Consider the following 17,859-nt stretch of genomic DNA (forward strand, 5'->3'; position numbering starts at 1 on the left):
CAAGGCTAGGTAGGGTCGGGTGCTGGACGTCGACGTCATCGAGGACCCGGCCGCCGCCACGGCGGCGCTCGAGCCAGTCAGGAACCGGCTGCTGTCGGAGCTGGCCGCGCCGGCCTCCGCCGCCACGCTCGCCACGCGCCTCGGGATCGCGCGCCAGAAGATCAACTACCACCTGCGCGCCCTCGAGGCGCACGGGCTCGTGCGGGTCGCCGAGACGCGAAAGTGGGGCGGCCTGACGGAGCGCCTGCTTGTCGCGAGCGCCGCTTCTTACGTCGTGTCGCCCCGCGCGCTCGGGCCTGTCGCTGCGGATCCGCAGCGCACGGCAGACCGCCTCTCGGCGAGCTACCTCATCGCCCTGGGCGCCCGTGTCGTGCGGGAGGTCAGCGACCTCCTGCGGCTGTCGCGGGAGGCCGACAAGCGCCTTGCTTCCCTGGCGATCGACACCGAGGTCCGCTTCCGGTCTCCGGCGGAGCGCGCCGCCTTCACCGGCGAGCTCACCCGCGCCGTGACGTCGCTCGTCGCGCGCTACCACGATGAATCAGCGCCCGGCGGGCGGCCGCATCGCCTGGTGATCGTCGCTCACCCCACACCGAACGAGACACCCAGAAAGGAGCCAGCATGCCAGTGAGAAAAGACGCGTCCGGGCGCCGGTCCGTGCAAGCCGAGGTCGAGGTCCCGGGCAACCCCGAGGAGGTGTGGGAGGCCATCGCGACAGGGCCCGGGATCTCGTCGTGGTTCGTGCCGAGCGAGGTGGAGGAGCGCGAGGGCGGCACCACCGTCTCTCACTTCGGTCCGGGCTCGAGCATGGACTCGATCGCGAAGATCACCGCCTGGGATCCGCCTCGCCGGTTCACCGCCGAGAGCCCGGAGGACATGGGGCCGGGCGCCCCGGCGGTCGCGACCGAGTGGATCGTCGAGGCGCAGTCCGGCGGCACGTGCGTCGTGCGCGTCGTGCATAGCTGGTTCGCGAGCACCGACGACTGGGACAAGCAGTTCGAGGGGCACGAGCACGGCTGGGTGGCGTTCTTCCGGCTCCTGCGGCTCTACCTGGCGCATTTCCGCGGCCGCCCTTGCGTGCCGTTCCAGGTGATGGGCGCCGGAGCCGCGCCGGTCGCCACGACGTGGGACGCGCTTGTCGGCCCGCTCGGGCTCGCGAGCGCCGCCGCGGGGCAGCGGGTGAGCACGGCGGCCGGCGCGCCGCCCCTCGCCGGCGTGGTCGAGCGGGTCGGATCGAGCGAACACCCGGAGCTGCTCCTCCGCCTCGAGGAGCCGGCGCCCGGCATCGCGCACCTGTTCGCGCTGCCCATGGCGGGGCGGGTCTTCCTGCCGATCCGCGTCTATCTCTACGGCGATGAGGCCAAGCCTGCAGCCGCGCGCGCCGAGCCGTCGTGGCAGGCCTGGATGGCCGAGCGGTTCCCGGCGCAGTAGGTCGGCTCAGCGCGCGCGACGGGGTTGCATCGCTAGCGGGCCTCGGTGGCCGCGGCGATGATCTTCTTCACCTCCGCCAGCATCTCGTCCGTCTCGGCGTGCTGCGACCGCTCGGCGAAGTACGCCGACAGCCGCTCCGAGCCCGGCTGGATCCGGGCGCTCTCCTCGCGCACCACGACGCGGAAGACCGGCCGGTCGGCGCTGCCGGCGAGATCGACGCTCCCGTCGGTGGGGAGCGCGTCGCGCCGGTAGATCGCGACCCGCTCGTCCCGGAACAGCGCGCGGAGGCCCGAGAGCTGCTCCGGGCTCAGCGCGCCGCCGAGCGCCACCTTCCCCTTGTGCCCCTCGAACGTCCCGCTCAGGTCGATCCAGAGGACGGTCTGCTCGCCGGCGCCGCGGCTCACCTCGAGCTGCGCCCAGGGCGCCGGCGGGATGTCCGAGCCGCGATGGCCAGCGCACCCCGCCGCGCACAGCGCGCCCCACAGGCACCCGGCGAGCGCCGCCCTCCTAGCACGTGATGATCTTGCCGCCATTGCTCGTGATGTTGAAGCACGGGTCGACGTCGAACATCGTGTTCAAGATCCGGTTCGCCTCGTCCCTCGCGAAGTCCTTCATCGTCGATGAGCTGTGCGCCGCGTCCGCCTCGGCGGCATACCACCACAGCCACAGGACCTGGAAGCCGGCCGCGCCCCTCCCGCTCGGCGACCCGACCCCCGAGCAGCCGTCCATGTACTTCTCGTCGCACGAGTCGCTCTTCGCCGGGCAGGCGTTGCTGCCGTCGTTGCCGTTGTGACCGCACCAGTCCGCGTGGCGCGCCTCGTGGATCAGCGTGCCCGCGCGCTCCACCACGTTCTCGTTGAAGAAGAACGGCATGTAGAGCTCGGTGCGGTTGTCGACGAACACGCCCCAGGTCGTCTGCGCCCGCGCCGTCCCGTCGCCGCACCGCCCGTCGAGCTCGTCGATCTCCCGCATGGCGTAGTTGCCGCCCCAGCGCAGGATATTCCCCTTGAAATCGTTCGTCTTGGTCGGCTGGTTGGGCGACGCGTAGCTGAGGAGCTGGATCGCCTGGAACGTGCGCGCCAGCGGCCTCTTCAGATCGCACGGGGCCTCCCAGCCGAAGCCGCCGTCCCAGTCCCCCTTGTCGAAATCGTAGGCGTCCCAGAAGAAGTCGACCCACGGCTGCGTGCACCAGAAGCTCTTCTGCACCGCGGGCTCGGTGTTCCTGATGGTGTCGCACGTCTGGGCGCGGGCCTCGGAGGAGAGGCCAAGGAGCAGGCAGAGCGCAAGAGTCGCTTTGATCGTCGTTCGCATGGTCAATCCCTCATCGAGCATCAGTGGCTGGGGTGTCGATCCGAGGCGTCACACGGAATTCACGAGAGCCAGGCGTGTCCGGCTGCACCGGTCGACCGGCGTTCGGGTTCAGGTCGGTGGAGTCGGCGACGTCCTCGGCGAGCGCCGTCCGCCCATCGACGAACCGGAGGCCGCCGACGTCGATGCCGAGCGCGTAGAGGCTCGCCGCCGCCGGCCTGCCCAGGAGGCCGCCGAGCGCGTAGATGGCCCGCAGCTCGGCCGCGGCGCCGAGCTTCTCGAGCCCGGCGATCGCGCGCAGGCGCACGCGGACCTCGTCCGCGAAGAGCTCCTCGTCCGCGCCGGGCTCGGGGAGGGGAGACTGCGCGATCGCGTCGAGCGAGCGGATGGCCTCGCGGAACCCGAGGGCGCCGAGCAGGTGCGCCGCGCGCCACCGCATCTCGCCGGGCCGCGCCGGCTCTTTCGGGTCCGGCGGTGCCGACAGCGACCAGGCGCGGTAGGCCGAGACGGCCCCCGAGACGACCTCCGGACCGACCGCCCTGAGCTCACGGAGGGAGACCTCGTACGTGCGCTCGTCCCCGAGCTCTCCCATCAGCGAAAGGTGCCTGTTCACCATCGCCTGGATGCAGTCCCTGTCGCACTCGAGCGACTGGGACTCCACCCCCGTGTCCTCCGCCGGGTCTGGCTCGGCGGGCGCAGCGCAGCCCGCGAGCAAGGAGAGGAAGACGAGCGTCAATGATGCTCTGCTGGATGTCAATCTCATGCGTTCACCTCTGGTTGCATTCATGTGAAGACGATCCTCGCGCCTCGGCGGCAGCGCGCAGGCAAGCCTGCGCGCGGGGCGCGCCCGGGAGAGGGGAGATCGAGACGTCAACGGGGCCCCCTCGACGCCCGTTGCGGTCGTGGTGGAAGTCGCTGGGTCAGCGACTCAGGTGGATCGAGCAGCTCGATGAACTGACCAGCGCGAGCAGCGCGACCGACTTGACCTACCGAATAGCAACTTCAGGTCCATGCTCCGCAAGCCGCGCTGGCGGGCCGGGCAGGGCGCGGCTCGCGACGGCGATCGGCGCGAGGTGATCGATATTGGCCGAGGAAACAAGGGGTTTGCTCGCGGGGCGAGCGCCGGCGTGGAGCGGTGTTCGGAGGATGCCGGAAGCCCGGGCGCGGCCGCCCTCGTCGCGCGCTGGGGGCCATGACCTCCATGTGTGGAGGCTGGCGCCTCCAGCACCGCGCCGGTCCTTGCGCACATCTTCCGGAAAGGTGCCCTTCGCTCGCGTGCCCCTGAGCACCTGCTCCTTACGTGGTGCCGTCCAGATTGGTTTCGTTCCGCTTCCACCGGCACCCCGGGCTGGTGTTCCATGGAACGGTCCCCCCCACCCACGCGCGAGCTCGATCCTGTGCCCCCTGCTGCATCGCCCAACTTCTTCTTTCTCGCCCACCATGACCCGCGCCTCGTCGTCCTCGGAACGCAGGCGGAGCGCTACTTCGCTGAGGACCCGAACACCTGCCTGGTGAAGCTGCGGCAGTTCGGCGAGATCCTCGCGCAGCGCGCCGCCGCGCGCCTCGGGCTCTACGCGTCGCCCGAGGACAACCAGGCCACGCTGATCACCCGCCTCCGCGAGCGGGGCGCGCTCGACGTGACGACGCGGCAGCTCTTCCACGACCTGCGCGTCGCCGGCAACAAGGCGACCCACGAGATCCGCGGCGACCACCGCGAGGCGCTGCACCAGCTCAAGATGGCGCGCGAGCTCGCCGTCTGGTTCCAGCGTTCGTTCGGGAACGACAGGAAGTTCGACCCCGGCCCCTTCGTGCCGCCCCCCGACCCGGCGAAGGAAGACGCCGCGCTCGCCACCGAGCTCGAGCGGCTGCGCGCAGAGCTGGCCAGGAGCAAGGTCGACATCGAGGCCGTCCGCGCGGCAGCCGAGGAGGAAGGGAAGAAGCGCCTCACGGCCGAGGAGCGTGCCCGGAAGGCGGCCGAGGACGGGGCGCTCTGGGAAGCCCTCGCCACCGAGGCCGAGCAGAAGCGGGCGAAGGACGTCGCGGCCTTCGAGCGCCAGAAGGCGCAGCTCGCGGCCGAGCTCGCGGCCCTCCAGGAGCAGGCCGCGGCGGCACCGCCCGCCGCCATCCAGGCCGTGGTCGAGCGGGCCGCCGAGGCGGCGCAGGCGATCCACCTCGACGAGGCCGCCACCCGACGGATCATCGACGCGCAGCTCCGCAACGCGGGCTGGGAGGCCGACTCCGAGCACCTGGACTACCGGCGGGGGACGAGGCCGCAGAAGGGGAAGAACCTCGCCATCGCCGAGTGGCCGACGGAGACGGGCCCTGTCGACTATGCGCTGTTCGTCGGGCTCGAGGTGTTCGCGGTCGTCGAGGCGAAGAAGATGAGCGTGGACGTGGCCAATGTCCTCAAACAGCAGACGGTCCGCTACAGCCGCGGTCTCACGCTCGAGGGTGAGGCCAGGTTCGCGGGCGGTCCGTGGGACAAGGGGCACAAGGTGCCGTTCCTCTTCGCCACCAACGGGCGGGCGTATCTCAAGCAGATCGAGACCAAGAGCGGCATCTGGTTCCGCGACGCGCGGCGTTCAACCAACCTCGCGCGCCCGCTCGAGGGCTGGTACACGCCCGAGGGGCTCGTCGCGCTCTTCAAGCAGGACATCGCCGCCGCCCACGCCCGGCTGGACAGCGAGCCCACGGGCTACCTCGACCTGCGCGATTACCAGATCCGCGCCATCCGGGCCGTGGAGACGACGATCGAGGGCGGGCAGCGGGCGTGCCTCGTGGCGATGGCCACGGGGACGGGGAAGACGCGCACGGCCATCGGGCTCGTCTACCGGCTGATCAAGGCCCAGCGGTTCCGGCGCATCCTCTTCCTCGTCGACCGGAGCGCGCTCGGCGAACAGACGGTGGACGCGCTCAAGGACGTACGGCTCGAGAACCTGCAGACGTTCGCGGAGATCTACAATATCAAGGGGCTCGAGGACGCGCGGCCCGACGCGGGCACCAAGCTGCATGTCGCGACAATCCAGGGCATGGTCAAGCGCGTCCTCGACCCGAAGGTGGAGGGCGACGTGCCGTCGGTCGACCAGTACGACTGCATCGTCGTCGACGAGTGCCACCGCGGATACACGCTCGATCAGGAGATGAGCGACGTCGAGCTGCGCTTCCGCAGCGACGACGACTACGTCTCCAGGTACCGGCGCGTGCTCGATCACTTCGACGCAGTGAAGATCGGCCTCACGGCCACGCCCGCGGCGCACACGAAGGATATCTTCGGCGAGCCGGTCTTCCTCTACTCGTACCGGGAGGCGGTGATCGACGGCTGCCTCGTCGACCACGAGCCGCCGGTGACCATCGTCACCGATCTGGCCAGGAAGGGGATGCTCTGGAAGAAGGGCGAGACGATGCGCCTCTTCAACCCGCGCACCGCGGCCGAGGAGCTCGTCGACGTCAAGGACGAGGTGAAGGTCGACATCGACGGGTTCAACAGCAAGGTGATCACCCGGAGCTTCAACGAGGCCGTGTGCGCCGAGCTCGCCCGGCACATCGACCCGACGCTCCCGGGCAAGACGCTGATCTTCTGCGTCAACGACGCGCACGCCGATCTCGTCGTCTTGCTCCTGGAGAAGGCGTTCCGCGAGCTGTACGGCGACGTCGACGACGGGACGGTTGCCAAGATCACCGGCCATCCCAGCGTCGATCGCCCGCTCCAGCTCATCCGGCACTTCAAGAACGAGCGGCTCCCCAGCGTGGCCGTCACCGTGGATCTGCTCACCACCGGCATCGACGTCCCGAAGATATGCAACCTGGTCTTCCTGCGGCAGGTCAAGAGCCGCATCCTGTACGAGCAGATGCTCGGCCGGGCCACGCGTCTTTGCCCGGAGATCGAGAAGGCGAGCTTTCGCATCTTCGACGCGGTGGCGCTCTACGAGAACTTCGAGCGGCTCACCTCGATGACGTCGGTGGTGAACGACGTGAGCCTCTCGTTCGAGAAGCTCGTGAAGGAGCTCCGGGAGGAGAAGGACGCCGAGGTGCGGGCGGTGGTGCTGGAGCAGCTCATCGCGAAGCTCCAGCGCAAGCGGCAGGTGCTGAAGGGCGAGCGCCTCGCCCGGTTCGAGAACGTCGCGGGGATGTCGCCGGCCGAGGTCGCCCGCCGGCTCAAGGCGGGGACGCCGGACGCGGCGGTGGAGTTCTTCGCGCAGCACGGGTATCTCGTCGCGGTCCTGGACGAGCGGCTCGAGGCTGGCCGGCCGCTGATCGTCTCGGATCACGCCGACCGGGTGATCGAGGTGGGCCGCGGCTATGGCAAGGCGGCGCGGCCGGACGACTACCTGGAGAGCTTTGCTGCCTACGTCCGCGACCACCTCAACACGCACCCGGCGCTCATGGTGGTCACGCAGCGCCCGCGCGATCTGACGCGGGAGCAGCTCCGGGAGCTCAAGCTCGCGCTCGACGGGGCGGGGTACAGCGAGTCGGTGCTGCGGACCGCGTGGCGGGACAAGACGAACGCCGACATCGCCGCGTCGATCATGGGCTTCATCCGGCGGGCGGCGCTCGGCGATCCGCTCGTGCCCTACGGCGAGCGGGTGGACCGGGCCGTGGCGAAGATCGTCCAGAGCCGCGCGTGGACGCCGGTGCAGCGCCGCTGGCTGGAGCGCATCGGCAAGCAGATCAAGGCCGACGAGGTGGTGGACCGGGCGGCGCTCGATCGCGGGCAGTTCCAGGCCGACGGCGGCTTCCAGCGGATCGACAAGATCTTCGACGGCCAGCTCGAGAAGGTGCTTGGCGACCTGAGGGAGGCGATCTGGGAGAGGGCAGCGGGCTGACTGTGATAGGGAGGGCGCGCCGACCATGACCACCGCCGACATCGTCCGCAAGCTCTGGGATCTGTGCCACGTCCTCCGGGACGACGGCATCACCTACCACGAGTACCTCACCGAGCTGACGTACCTGCTCTTCCTCAAGATGGCGAAGGAGACGAGCACGGAGAAGGAGCTGCCCAAGGGGTATCGCTGGGACGATCTCTCGGGCAAGACGGGGATCGGGCTGCTCAACTTCTACCGCGCCACGCTGCTCCACCTGGGCACCGAGGCGTCGGGGCGCGTGCAGGGGATCTTCGTCAACGCCAAGACGTCGATCAAGCAGCCGAGGAACCTCGAGACCCTGGTGAAGGAGATCGAGCGACTCGACTGGTACTCGGCGCGCGAGGAGGGGCTCGGCAACATGTACGAGGACCTGCTCCAGCGGAACGCGAGCGAGAAGAAGTCGGGCGCCGGGCAGTACTTCACGCCGCGGCCGCTGATCGACTGCATGGTGCGGCTGGTCCAGCCCAAGGCGGGGGAGCTGGTGCAGGATCCGGCGGCGGGGACGGCGGGGTTTCTGATCGCGGCGGACCGGTACATCAAGGCGGATGACAAGATCTATGCGCTGAGCCAGCGGGAGCAGGAGTTCCAGCGGACGAAGGCGTTCTACGGCATCGAGCTGGTGGAGGACGCGCACCGGCTGGCGCTGATGAACCTGATGCTACACGGCATCGAGGCGAACCTGGTGCGCGGCGACACGCTCGCGTCAGACGGCGAGCGGCTGGCGCCTGCGGATGTGATCCTGACGAACCCGCCCTTCGGGACGAAGAAGGGGGGCGGGCTGCCGTCGCGGAAGGACTTTACGTATCCGACCTCGAACAAGCAGCTCGCGTTCTTGCAGCACATCTACCGCAGTCTGAAGCCGGGCGGGCGGGCCGCGGTGGTGCTGCCGGACAACGTGCTCTTCGAGGAGAACACCGGGGCGCAGATCCGAGCCGACTTGATGGACAAGTGCGATCTGCACACGATCCTGCGGCTGCCGACGGGGATCTTCTACGCGCAGGGGGTGAAGACGAACGTGCTGTTCTTCACGCGCGGGGAGGACCGGAAGGACAAGGGCAACACCAAGGCGGTGTGGGTCTATGACCTGCGGGCGAACATGCCGTCGTTCGGGAAGCGGACGCGGCTCGGGCAGGAGCACTTCGCGGAATTCGAGAAGGCGTCCGGGAGCGATCCGTACGGGAAGAGCCGGCGGAAGGACCAGGGGGCGGAGGGGCGGTTCCGGAGGTTCACACGGGAGGAAATCAAGGCGAGGGGAGATAACCTCGACATCGCGTGGCTCAAGGACGAGAGCGACCATGGCGTGGACGACCTTCCAGAGCCGGAGGAAATCGCGGCGGAGATCCTGGAGAAACTGCGGGTGGCGACGACGGAAATAGAGGTGCTGCAGTCGGAGCTGGGGGTGGAGAAGTGACTGATGGTGATGTCCCCACAGGTTGGTGCACCGCGCGAGTCGCAGATCTCGCAAGACCAGGCGAACAGCCAGTCCTCACCGGACCATTTGGTACCAATCTCGGTCGCGAGGATTTTGTAAGCAAGGGTACGCTGGTTCTGACGATCGGGTGCCTAACGGACGCTGGAATCTCACTGGGTAAAGCTAATTATGTAAGCCCTGACAAGGCGGAAGGCCTAGATAGGTACAGGTTGCGCGACGGAGACATCCTGTTCTCGCGCATGGCATCCGTTGGTCGCGCGAGCATTGTGCCCAAGGCGTTGGATGGTAGCCTGTTTAATTATCACATCATGAGGCTCCGTCTCGCAGACTCCGCGTGTGTGCCGCAGCTCTTCATGCACTATGTGCGCGGGTCAGCTGTCGTTCGTGATTACCTAGATGAGGTGAACCACGGAGCCACTCGGGACGGCATCAATACGACTCAACTGTTGGAGATGCCCGTACTGTTGCCACCTATCGCAGAGCAGCGCCGCATCGTGGCCAAGATCGACGCCCTCACGGCCAAGAGTCGCCACGCCAAGGAGTCCCTCGATGCCATTCCCGCGCTCCTCGAGCGCTTCCGCCAGTCCGTGCTCGCAGCCGCCTTCCGCGGCGATCTCACGGCAGACTGGCGGGAGAAGAACCCCGACGTGGAGCCGGCCGAGGAGCTGCTCAAGCGGATCCGCGCCGAGCGGCGGCGGCGGTGGGAGGAGGCGGAGCTCGCCAAGATGCGGGCGAAGGGGAAGGTACCGGGGGACGATCGGTGGAAGGACAAGTACGAAGAGCCGGCACCAGTGGATGCGAGCGAACTACCGGAGCTGCCGGAGGGATGGGCGTGGGCCACCAACGAGGAGCTGTTGCAATTTGTAACGAGTGGATCACGTGGTTGGGCCGAATTTTACGCGGAAGAAGGGCCTCTATTTATCCGGGTTGGCAACCTCGAGCATCACACAATCGAGCTCGATCTTCGGGATATACAATGTGTGAAGCCACCACATGGAGCAGAAGGAGTTCGTACACGGGTGCAACCCGGCGATATACTCATCTCTATCACTGCGGATCTTGGCATGGTTGGCCTGGCCCGAGACGGGCTCGGCGAAGCTTATGTAAACCAGCATATCGCGCTTGCACGGCTCGTTACACCCGAGTTGAGCGAGTATCTGGCGCACTTCTTGGCGGCGCCCTCCGCAGGAAAACGACAACTTCTCGCAGAGAACCGCGGTATGACGAAAGCTGGGCTTGGGCTCGACGACATTCTTGCGGTGCGCGTAGCGCTTCCACCAGCACACGAACAGGTTGAGATCGTACGACGAATAGCGAATGTGCAGGCTCGACTGTCTCGCCTTTCACAAGCTTGTGCAGATTCGAACAGACGGCTCATCGATTTCAATCGCGCCATCCTCGCCAAAGCCTTCCGCGGCGAGCTCGTCCCCCAGGACCCGAACGACGAGCCCGCCTCCGTCCTCATCGATCGCCTCCGCGCCGAGCGCGAGCAGAACGGCAAGCCCATCAATGGCGCCGGCCGCCGCCGCGCCGCCGCATCCCCGCCTCCGGCCCTATCCACCCCCGCCGAGCGAGGGAGGAGACCCCAGGCAAGCCGCCGAAGCCAGACTCCAGCGCGTTCTCGAGGATAGCCGCCAGCGCTTGGTGCCCCGCGAGCTGTCATCCATCGGGAACAAGCCTGCGGCCATTGTCATTCCTCAGGAGTGCCGAACCGAGCTCACCAGTACCGCACAGCCTGTACCACCCGGCTATCCACTGTAGCGGCGAGGCCTCTCATGACCATGCGCGGCTCCCTTCTGTTCGCGCTCGTCGCCGGCATCGCCGGCGTCTTCATCGGACGCGCCATGCCGCGCGGCGCACCGCTCGCCCAGGCGCTCGAGAGCGCATCGACCTCGTCGTCCCCTGCGCCATCGTCGCCCATCGCCGCGGCGCCTACCCGAGACGGCTGCAAGGCCGAACGTACCGAGCTCGCCTCGACGAAGGCGCAACTGGCCATCTGCATGGCCTTCGTCGCGCCGGTCCACAAGGCCAAGCCGTCCAGCGTTCCCGAGCGAACGGAGCACAACACGCCAGCGTTCGATCCTGCCGATCCCCACGGCACGCCAACCGCCGCGGAGATCCGGCGAAACCGCGAGCTCCTCGACAGCTATCCCGAGGCTGTGATCGTCCAGCATCCGGACGGGACGACCGGTGTCTACAGGCCAGAAGAATGGCGGAACGACGGTGATGGAGTCATTGTCGCACGCAAAATGCGTATCCGTCCTGTAGACCCCATCCTCGCGAGGTGCGTGCCGTCGCCGTAGATTCGCGACGCGATGCGAGAGCAAGAGCGGCCTGCGGCGAAGGGTGGTTGGGCGCAGCAGCGAGCGGGTAAAGCGGCGGTCGATGCCGATCTCCCCGCCCGCGTGCAGGTCGCCCGCAGGCGCACGGCAGCGAAGCCGCGTGCCGCCGATGCCACTGCCGACCCCGAGTCGTCGACGAGGCGCCGGAGGCCACGCGTCGGCCGAGCGAGCGCCGAAGAGGCGGCACCAGCGCAGCAACGCCGGCGAGCGGCGAGTCCGGCGGCCGGCAAGGGGGCGCCGGTGCCTGCGGCAGCGGACGGCGAGGCCGGGGAGCGATCAGCTGGCGGCCGCGGCCGGCGCCCGAGGCCACGGACTGGCCGCGAGCTGCTGCCGAGCGTCAGTGTTCTCGAGGGTCTGCTTCCAGGACTTGGGAGCGAGCTCGATGAGCCGCTCGGGAGGCCAGGTTCGCAGCAGGATCAACACGTCGCGCAGGTAGGCCCAGGGCTCGATGCCGTTCAGCCCACAGGAGGCAATGAGCGACACGATAGTGGCGTTCCACTCGGCGCCGTCCTTGCTGCCCACGAAGAGCCAGTTCTTCCTGCCGACGGCTTCGCGGCGGAGCTCAAGCTCGCTCCGATTGTTGTCCAGGCGGAGCCGACCATCCTCAAGGAAGCGAGTGAGCGCGGTCCACTGATTGAGCGCGTAGCCGATGGCCCCGGCGATGGGGCTTTTCGGCAGGACGAGCACGTCCTCTGTCTCAAGCCAGGCGCGGAAGGCCACGAGCACGGGCTCGGCATCCGTCCGGCGCTTCTCGGTCCGGCGGCTCGGAGGCAGCTCCTTGGTCGCCTTGTCGATCGCGTAGAGCTTGCGAATGAAGCCGATGGCGACTGTCGCGCGCTCCCGGTCGGAGGTCATCGCTTCGAAGAACTTCCGCCGGCTATGGGCCCAGCAACCGACCTCGGTCACCTGCTCGGTGCGGAAGAGCTGCTCGTAGACGTTGGAGGCGTCGGCCTGGACATAGCCCTTGTAGCCCCGAAGGAACTCCTTGGGGCCATCCTGGTTGTGATGGGGCGTGAACCGGAACAGGACGTGATCTCGGTCCGCCACCAGGACCCAGAAGTGGCCCCGCCGGCACCTTTCCTTTGCTTGCACCAGCACGCCGGTGGCATCGATGGCGATGCAGTGCGCGTTCAGGGCGTCCTTGGCCATCGCCCCGACGAGGATCGCGAGCTTGTCGGCGCACGATTCGACCCAACCGCACAGCGTCGAGCGCGAGAGGTGAAGGCCCCAGCGCTCGAACATCTTCTCCTGCCGGTGAAGCGGCAAGTGATCCGCGTACTTGCTCACCAGCACGTGCGCGAGCAAACCCGGACCGGCGAGACAGCGCGGGATGGGGCTGTCGGGGACGTCGGCGATCGTGATGCCTTGCTCGGGCTCACCTTTGACCGCGAACTTCGGCCTCACGATCTGCAGCCGCACGAAGCTCGCGGGCCGCCACTCCAGCGTCTCCGACACCTCCTCGCCGACGCGGACGAGCGCGGTCGCGCGCTCATCCTGCGCCTCCGGCGGCAACAGCTCGATCCGCTCGACAGGCAGATGCTCGGGCAGGCGTTGCCGCCCGTGCGGGCGGGCCTGGCGCCCCTTGTCCCCGCCGCCGGAAGAGCCGTTCGGCGTGGCGTCATCGCGGCCTTCCGGCGAGCCGGTCGCGCCCGCGTCCGGCTGCGCACCGGCGCCCGCGAGCATCTGTACGATCGCGTCGAACGCGAGCTGCATCTGCCCGGGGTCGACGTGCTCGGCCTTCTGGCCGAAGATGTGCCGGCGAAGCCGCTCCAGCTCGATGCTGGCGAGCTCGTAGAGCTTGCGGTACTCGTCCCGCTCGTGGGCAGCGCGCGCGAGTTTGTCCTTGAGCTCGCGAATCTGCTCTTCGACCGGCTTGCTCACGGGGCGGTAAGTACTCGTGAGCTCCTGCTTTTTGAAGGGGCTTGTTGAGGAAAGTTACAGCGTCTCGCGGGAATGCAACCATGGGTGCTGCCCGCGAGAATGCAGTGCTATCAGGTAGGATCAGGGGGCTGGAGGGGGTGCAGCCTCAGCGAGGCGGACCTCTCGCCGCAGCTTCGAGGGCGCAAGCGCGATGCCCTCCAGGATCTTCGCGAGCTCGGCGGCGTCGATGATGACGCTCGTGCCACCCGGTGTGATTGCGCGCGGGACTCGAAACGTTCCGCGCTCTAGCCTTTTGTAGAGAAGACAGTACCCGCTGCGGTCCCACCACAGGGCCTTGCAGCGGTCAGCTGCCCTGTTGAAAAAGAGAAACAGCGCTCCGGAGAGCGGGTCCTCCCGTAGCACTTCCCGCACGACAGCAGCGAGGCCATCGAACGACCGGCGCAGGTCGAGCGGCTCGGTGGCAACGTAGATCGAGACGCGGCCCGGGATCATCGCATACCCCCGAGCGCTCGAACAACGCGCGCCAATGTCTCCTCGTCGAACGTCGGTGGTACGCGCACGACCGCGCCGTCTGGGAAGACGATCTCCAGCGCCGCGCCCGAAGGGCAGGCCGCAGCGCCCGACGGGGCGACCACCACCGGGAGCAACGTGGGCAGCGTCGCCTTCTCCGAGCGCTGCCGGTAGTCGCTCCGCTTCATGCCCAGTCGGCGGCTCCACGAGTACAGCGTGCCGGCGTTGACCCCCTCCTGCTCCGCGAACACGCGGGCGGAGTGCCCGCTCTTGTGCCAGCGCGCCACGCGGTCGCGCCAGGTGCGTGTGCTCTCGTCCATCGATACCTCCGGCGCCGGTTTCTAAGCGGCGCAGAGGCTCGAAGACAGGATGGGGTCCGCAGAACGCGTACACAGCTCTATACACTTGCCGTCGGCCTCGGTGAACGAGGGCAGAGCAAACGCACCCTTCGAGAGACGCTTGTACAGAATTGTGTATCCGTTGCGGTCCCACCAAAGTGCCTTCAGCCGGTTGCGCCTCTTGTTAAGGAACAAGAACAGCGCGCCGCTGGCCGGGTCCAGGCACAGCACCTGCCGGGTGATCGCGGCGAGCCGGTCGAACGCGCCACGCAAGTCCACTGGTCCGACCGCCAGATACACGGCTATCGTCGCGGGCGTCACTGCCCCCTCCGCAACGCTTCGATCGCTTCCACGAGGTCGCGCGCGCCTATCCCACGTACCTGCATCCGTGTCCCATCGGCAAATGCGACGTTGAGCCGCAAAGGCGGCGCCTCTCGGCGCTCCGGGCGCACCACGACGGGTAGGAACGAAACATGCTGAGCCGCCTTGATGGTCGCTGGCAACGCCCCCTCATCTGCGCGCTCACCGCCAGCCACCCATCGGTCGGCCGTCATCTTGTGGACACCGAGCTCCGTGGCGATCTCGGTCGGCGTCGCCCCCGCCCGGGAACGCTCCCTGGCGTACGCCTCGGCTCGCTCTCGCAGCTCGCCCGGGTACTTCCCACGGCTCTTCTGCTCTCGATACCTCGACAGCTCCGCACGCAGCTGCACCAGCTCCCTGCTTCCTGGCATCGCTCGCTCCTCTTCGCTCGACGAGGGCACGGCCCTCATCGGACGCCGCGTAGCGTGCAACCGAAGCTGGCCAGGGAAAAGACGCGGTCTGCGGAGCGGCTACGCGGAGCGGACGGGACGCTCACGGTGAACGGGAAGGCTGGTGCACCTGCGTTGCAGCGCATGTTCCCCGGAACGCCCAGACCGACAGCGCAGTAGGTGCGGATTTCACGCCATCGTGATCACCGAGATTACCGCATCGTGATCGCTCGGATCAGCGCATCGTGATCACCGGGATGAGCATCGTGATCAGCGGGATCACGGTCGTGATCGCGCGGATCGTCGCTCGTGATCGCGCTGGTGCATCCTGCGCGGCCCACGAGGCTGAGGCGTAGAGGAGGGTCCCAGGTGACGACGGAGCGCTCACCCGACGCTTCGCTTCCCCGAATAGCCGCAGTCACGTCAGGGGAGGACGGCGCGGATCTCCACGACGGCTACGACGAAACTTCGGACTCCGAGTCCACGGGCCAGCTCGCCAGGAAGCTGGAGGCCCAGGCTACCATGGCGGCCGGCGGCTCGCCTTCACCGTCCCACGACGCGACCAGCGCCTCGAGCTCGCGCTTGGCCGCCATGGCGCGGAGAGTCTCCGGCGACTCGTCGTGCGGACGCATGCGCGCAAGCTCCTGTAGCATCTTATCCTTGTGCAGGAATCCATCCGTCGACGCCGACAAAAAGACCGCTAGCGACTGGCGTTCTGGCTCCGGCAGCTTTCGAGCAATCGCTGGTAACCTGAGGATCAATCCAATCTGGTGGTGCGCCCGGAGCACGGTAAGCACATCGACAAACCGTTCCGTGAGGCTGCTCGCATCGACCTCTACCCGGGGTGCCGGCTCTTCGGACGGCGACGGTTTCACCCATGTATGCTGGTCCGAGAACAAGCAGTCGTAGAGTCTGGCCTCACCGGGAAGTCGCACGCCTGCCGTCACATCCGGCACGAGGACGGTTCCGACCTCCGGCGGCATGCGCTCGCAACCGAAGGTTGCTTCGATCTCGTGGGCGATCCAGTCCGCGTACGGCTGCTCGTCAGGCGACAGATCGAAGGTGACGTATTGCCGCGTTATGGTGACGGTCCTTGGGCGTTCATGGTCCGGGTTTGAGATCAGCCTCGGATCGAGCGGGCTTCGAGACACGATGAACAGCATGTCCCGAAAGGTGATCGAGAAAGCATCCCTTGGATCCTTCACTATTTCGATCGTGCGAGGACTGTGGATGATGTAGTAAGGAGCGAGAAAGCTCACTTCAAACCAGAGCGTTCGGCCGGCAGACTGTGGCAGATTGATCGTAAAGGAATAGCAACCATCGCAGCCACCGCTGAGGAGATGTAGCGACTGATCCGTGAGCATGCCGGGAAAGCGTTCTCCGACGCGACGCCGCATGGCGTGCCAGCGCGCGTCCTTTGCAGCCTGGATCCGCGCGGCCACTAGCCGGGCGTGCTCTTCGGTTTTGCTGCGGAGCTGTTCGTCGACGTCATGGGTTATCCCAACCCCGCGTGGATAGTATCTGTAGACAAGATCTAGCAGCTCGCCCAGGTTGTGTTTCATGGACTCATTACCCTAGCGCCGAGACCATCGTATCTTTTTGCAAACCGTATTCTCATCTCGCTTTTGAGCCGATCGCAGAATATGCCAGGTGGAAGATCCTCGCCCCCTTGATTCTCGTACAATTCTCTCGCCGACGCATTCGTCACATCAGCGCTGATGGATGCTGCTCTATCTGGGGAGATCTTGCCCCAGATCTCACTTCGGATAGGCATCCCGATGCGAATAACACACGCGTCGTCGCCCTCTTGGTTGTGACTAAAAAACAGATTTGCCTTTGCCTCCTGCCAACCGCTCACAGTCCCGTCGTCGGCGACGATCGTAACAAAATTGAACGCCCGCGGGTCAATCGGTTTAGTACCGGTGCACCCCATGCTCGGAGCGCCGCTCTGCTGGCAGGGATCTGCCGGCTTCTCCGGGCTCGGAGTCGGGTGCGTTTCTTCCTCCTCCTCCTCTTCGTCCTCCGTTTTGTTGCACTGGATCTTCTCCTTGTCGCCATCCTGCGGGCCTTCCGGCGGCGCAGCCCCGAAGTCCCCCGATGCGCTGGAGCTGAAGATGGGAACGGGCGGCCCGATTGGTCCACCTGCGCCCTCACCCTTCACCCACTCCTCGCGGGGATAGCAGTCCCCTACCGTCCAGTTGCATGCCGTCAGCATGCAGATGGCAATGCCCAGAATCATCAGCAGAATTCTTTTTGCGTTCATCTGATGCTCCACCGAAGCACAGGACCGACAACGACAAGCACGGACACGTAACCTGGGAGCACGAGGCTGCTCCCGTCGACCCAATCCACATTGGCGCTCAGCGACACGCCGAGCGGTCCTGCAACGTATGCGTTGGTTTGCGCATGCGCGCCTACCGCCATCCCGGCAACGTGCCCACACAATGTACTTCCGCAAGCCGGCATGAAGTAGATCGCGACGGATGGGCCAGCGCTAAAGTCGCCGTTCTTCCAACCATATCCGAGAGCGGCGATGGTGCTATTGTAGACGCCGGCCCCACCTGTCTGGATTGGAAGCACGACGCTGAGCAGGTCGTGAACATTGAATAGGGTATTGCCGTTGATGCGCCACGATATTCCCGCGTGTGGGCTCACCGCCAGGTGCGTCACGGTGCCAGCCTGGATCCCCCCGAAGCTAATTCCGGCACTCAGCTCGGACGCGTCTGTCTGCGTCGGAACGACACTGAGCAGGAGAGCGAACACTGCCGACGATGAGAGCTGCCGGTCTGTCGTGCTCATCGTCTCCCTCACGGTCGTCCGAAACACGCGAGCAGCGTGGCGAGGCGGCCCATTCTTCTGATCACAGGATCGGCGTCAAACAGAATCTAGACGAGAACACTACACGGGCCAGAGGTCGTACCGTCCAGAGCGTGCGCCAGTGCGCAGCGACCTGCGCGGATCCAGCGCGTGTCGGCCTGCACCCCGCCGCGTTCCGGCGACTCGAACTCC

General features: G+C 67.0%; 17 protein-coding genes. 6 read left to right on the forward strand and 11 right to left on the reverse strand.

The features are described from left to right. Positions 1-19: 19 nt before the first annotated feature. Both WME76_RS07040 and WME76_RS07045 read left to right on the forward strand, forming a co-directional pair. Complete coding sequence (locus tag WME76_RS07040; RefSeq protein ID WP_437959417.1) at positions 20-628, forward strand: helix-turn-helix domain-containing protein; 609 nt, start codon at positions 20-22, stop codon at positions 626-628. Beyond that, complete coding sequence (locus WME76_RS07045) at positions 619-1,428, forward strand: SRPBCC family protein (RefSeq protein WP_437959418.1); 810 nt, start codon at positions 619-621, stop codon at positions 1,426-1,428. Before WME76_RS07040 ends, WME76_RS07045 begins: the two co-directional genes overlap by 10 nt. Before the next feature lie 32 nt (positions 1,429-1,460). Here WME76_RS07045 and WME76_RS07050 read toward each other — a convergent pair whose 3' ends face one another. The 3 genes from WME76_RS07050 to WME76_RS07060 are packed head-to-tail and all read right to left on the reverse strand — an operon-like array spanning position 1,461 to position 3,499. Next, entirely contained in the window at positions 1,461-1,961 is a 501-nt protein-coding gene (locus tag WME76_RS07050; protein WP_437959419.1) for a hypothetical protein, read from the reverse strand. Further along, positions 1,936-2,739: a hypothetical protein gene (locus WME76_RS07055; protein WP_437959420.1), complete on the reverse strand. Its 804-nt coding sequence runs from the start codon at positions 2,737-2,739 to the stop codon at positions 1,936-1,938. The genes WME76_RS07050 and WME76_RS07055 overlap by 26 nt, the downstream gene beginning before the upstream one ends. Before the next feature lie 10 nt (positions 2,740-2,749). Then, positions 2,750-3,499: a hypothetical protein gene (locus WME76_RS07060; protein WP_437959421.1), complete on the reverse strand. Its 750-nt coding sequence runs from the start codon at positions 3,497-3,499 to the stop codon at positions 2,750-2,752. 595 nt (positions 3,500-4,094) lie between these two features. Here WME76_RS07060 and hsdR point away from each other — a divergent pair. The 4 genes from hsdR to WME76_RS07080 all read left to right on the forward strand — a co-directional run bounded on the left by hsdR (position 4,095) and on the right by WME76_RS07080 (position 11,333). Continuing rightward, complete coding sequence (gene hsdR / locus WME76_RS07065) at positions 4,095-7,559, forward strand: type I restriction-modification system endonuclease (protein ID WP_437959422.1); 3,465 nt, start codon at positions 4,095-4,097, stop codon at positions 7,557-7,559. 25 nt (positions 7,560-7,584) lie between these two features. Then, a complete protein-coding gene (locus WME76_RS07070; protein ID WP_437959423.1) occupies positions 7,585-9,009 on the forward strand; it encodes an N-6 DNA methylase in 1,425 nt (474 codons plus the stop codon). Further along, on the forward strand, positions 9,006-10,661 hold the full coding sequence (locus tag WME76_RS07075) for a restriction endonuclease subunit S (protein WP_437959424.1): 1,656 nt from the start codon (positions 9,006-9,008) through the stop codon (positions 10,659-10,661). The genes WME76_RS07070 and WME76_RS07075 overlap by 4 nt, the downstream gene beginning before the upstream one ends. 144 nt (positions 10,662-10,805) lie before the next feature. Continuing rightward, the gene (locus WME76_RS07080) at positions 10,806-11,333 is read left to right on the forward strand and encodes a hypothetical protein (RefSeq protein ID WP_437959425.1); all 528 of its coding nucleotides are present in this window, start codon (positions 10,806-10,808) and stop codon (positions 11,331-11,333) included. A 315-nt stretch (positions 11,334-11,648) separates the two neighbouring features. Here WME76_RS07080 and tnpC read toward each other — a convergent pair whose 3' ends face one another. From tnpC to WME76_RS07120, 8 genes are all read right to left on the reverse strand, one after another. After that, a complete protein-coding gene (gene tnpC / locus WME76_RS07085) occupies positions 11,649-13,253 on the reverse strand; it encodes an IS66 family transposase (RefSeq protein ID WP_437954795.1) in 1,605 nt (534 codons plus the stop codon). Between the two features lie 120 nt (positions 13,254-13,373). Then, positions 13,374-13,745 carry an IS66 family insertion sequence element accessory protein TnpB gene (gene tnpB, locus WME76_RS07090; RefSeq protein WP_437954794.1) on the reverse strand — a complete coding sequence of 124 codons (372 nt, stop codon included), beginning with the start codon at positions 13,743-13,745 and terminating at the stop codon, positions 13,374-13,376. Further along, complete coding sequence (gene tnpA / locus WME76_RS07095) at positions 13,742-14,083, reverse strand: IS66 family insertion sequence element accessory protein TnpA (RefSeq protein WP_437954793.1); 342 nt, start codon at positions 14,081-14,083, stop codon at positions 13,742-13,744. The genes tnpB (WME76_RS07090) and tnpA overlap by 4 nt, the downstream gene beginning before the upstream one ends. Positions 14,084-14,104: 21 nt before the next feature. Next, positions 14,105-14,401 carry an IS66 family insertion sequence element accessory protein TnpB gene (gene tnpB, locus WME76_RS07100; protein ID WP_437959426.1) on the reverse strand — a complete coding sequence of 99 codons (297 nt, stop codon included), beginning with the start codon at positions 14,399-14,401 and terminating at the stop codon, positions 14,105-14,107. A 17-nt stretch (positions 14,402-14,418) separates the two neighbouring features. Continuing rightward, positions 14,419-14,871 carry a helix-turn-helix domain-containing protein gene (locus WME76_RS07105; RefSeq protein WP_437954402.1) on the reverse strand — a complete coding sequence of 151 codons (453 nt, stop codon included), beginning with the start codon at positions 14,869-14,871 and terminating at the stop codon, positions 14,419-14,421. A gap of 434 nt (positions 14,872-15,305) precedes the next feature. Continuing rightward, positions 15,306-16,412 (reverse strand): hypothetical protein, encoded by a 1,107-nt coding sequence (locus WME76_RS07110; RefSeq protein WP_437959427.1) that lies wholly within the window; start codon positions 16,410-16,412, stop codon positions 15,306-15,308. Then, positions 16,409-17,089, reverse strand: a complete 681-nt coding sequence (locus WME76_RS07115) for a hypothetical protein (protein ID WP_437959428.1) — start codon at positions 17,087-17,089, stop codon at positions 16,409-16,411. The genes WME76_RS07110 and WME76_RS07115 overlap by 4 nt, the downstream gene beginning before the upstream one ends. 20 nt (positions 17,090-17,109) lie before the next feature. Continuing rightward, on the reverse strand, positions 17,110-17,649 hold the full coding sequence (locus WME76_RS07120; RefSeq protein ID WP_437959429.1) for a hypothetical protein: 540 nt from the start codon (positions 17,647-17,649) through the stop codon (positions 17,110-17,112). Positions 17,650-17,859 lie beyond the last annotated feature (210 nt).

It is taken from the genome of Sorangium sp. So ce119, from assembly GCF_051524405.1.
Taxonomy (GTDB): Bacteria; Myxococcota_A; Polyangia; order Polyangiales; family Polyangiaceae; genus Sorangium; species Sorangium cellulosum_G.

Excerpts from the sequence above, each read along its gene's own strand:
- WME76_RS07045 (WP_437959418.1), top strand. The coding sequence starts at position 619 with ATGCCAGTGAGAAAAGACGCGTCCGGGCGCCGGTCCGTGCAAGCCGAG.
- tnpB (WP_437954794.1), bottom strand. The coding sequence starts at position 13,745 with ATGATCCCGGGCCGCGTCTCGATCTACGTTGCCACCGAGCCGCTCGAC.
- WME76_RS07060 (WP_437959421.1), bottom strand. The coding sequence starts at position 3,499 with ATGAGATTGACATCCAGCAGAGCATCATTGACGCTCGTCTTCCTCTCC.
- WME76_RS07070 (WP_437959423.1), top strand. The coding sequence starts at position 7,585 with ATGACCACCGCCGACATCGTCCGCAAGCTCTGGGATCTGTGCCACGTC.
- WME76_RS07110 (WP_437959427.1), bottom strand. The coding sequence starts at position 16,412 with ATGAAACACAACCTGGGCGAGCTGCTAGATCTTGTCTACAGATACTAT.
- hsdR (WP_437959422.1), top strand. The coding sequence starts at position 4,095 with ATGGAACGGTCCCCCCCACCCACGCGCGAGCTCGATCCTGTGCCCCCT.
- WME76_RS07120 (WP_437959429.1), bottom strand. The coding sequence starts at position 17,649 with ATGAGCACGACAGACCGGCAGCTCTCATCGTCGGCAGTGTTCGCTCTC.
- WME76_RS07055 (WP_437959420.1), bottom strand. The coding sequence starts at position 2,739 with ATGCGAACGACGATCAAAGCGACTCTTGCGCTCTGCCTGCTCCTTGGC.
- WME76_RS07050 (WP_437959419.1), bottom strand. The coding sequence starts at position 1,961 with ATGGCGGCAAGATCATCACGTGCTAGGAGGGCGGCGCTCGCCGGGTGC.
- WME76_RS07105 (WP_437954402.1), bottom strand. The coding sequence starts at position 14,871 with ATGAGGGCCGTGCCCTCGTCGAGCGAAGAGGAGCGAGCGATGCCAGGA.
- tnpA (WP_437954793.1), bottom strand. The coding sequence starts at position 14,083 with ATGGACGAGAGCACACGCACCTGGCGCGACCGCGTGGCGCGCTGGCAC.
- WME76_RS07115 (WP_437959428.1), bottom strand. The coding sequence starts at position 17,089 with ATGATTCTGGGCATTGCCATCTGCATGCTGACGGCATGCAACTGGACG.
- WME76_RS07080 (WP_437959425.1), top strand. The coding sequence starts at position 10,806 with ATGACCATGCGCGGCTCCCTTCTGTTCGCGCTCGTCGCCGGCATCGCC.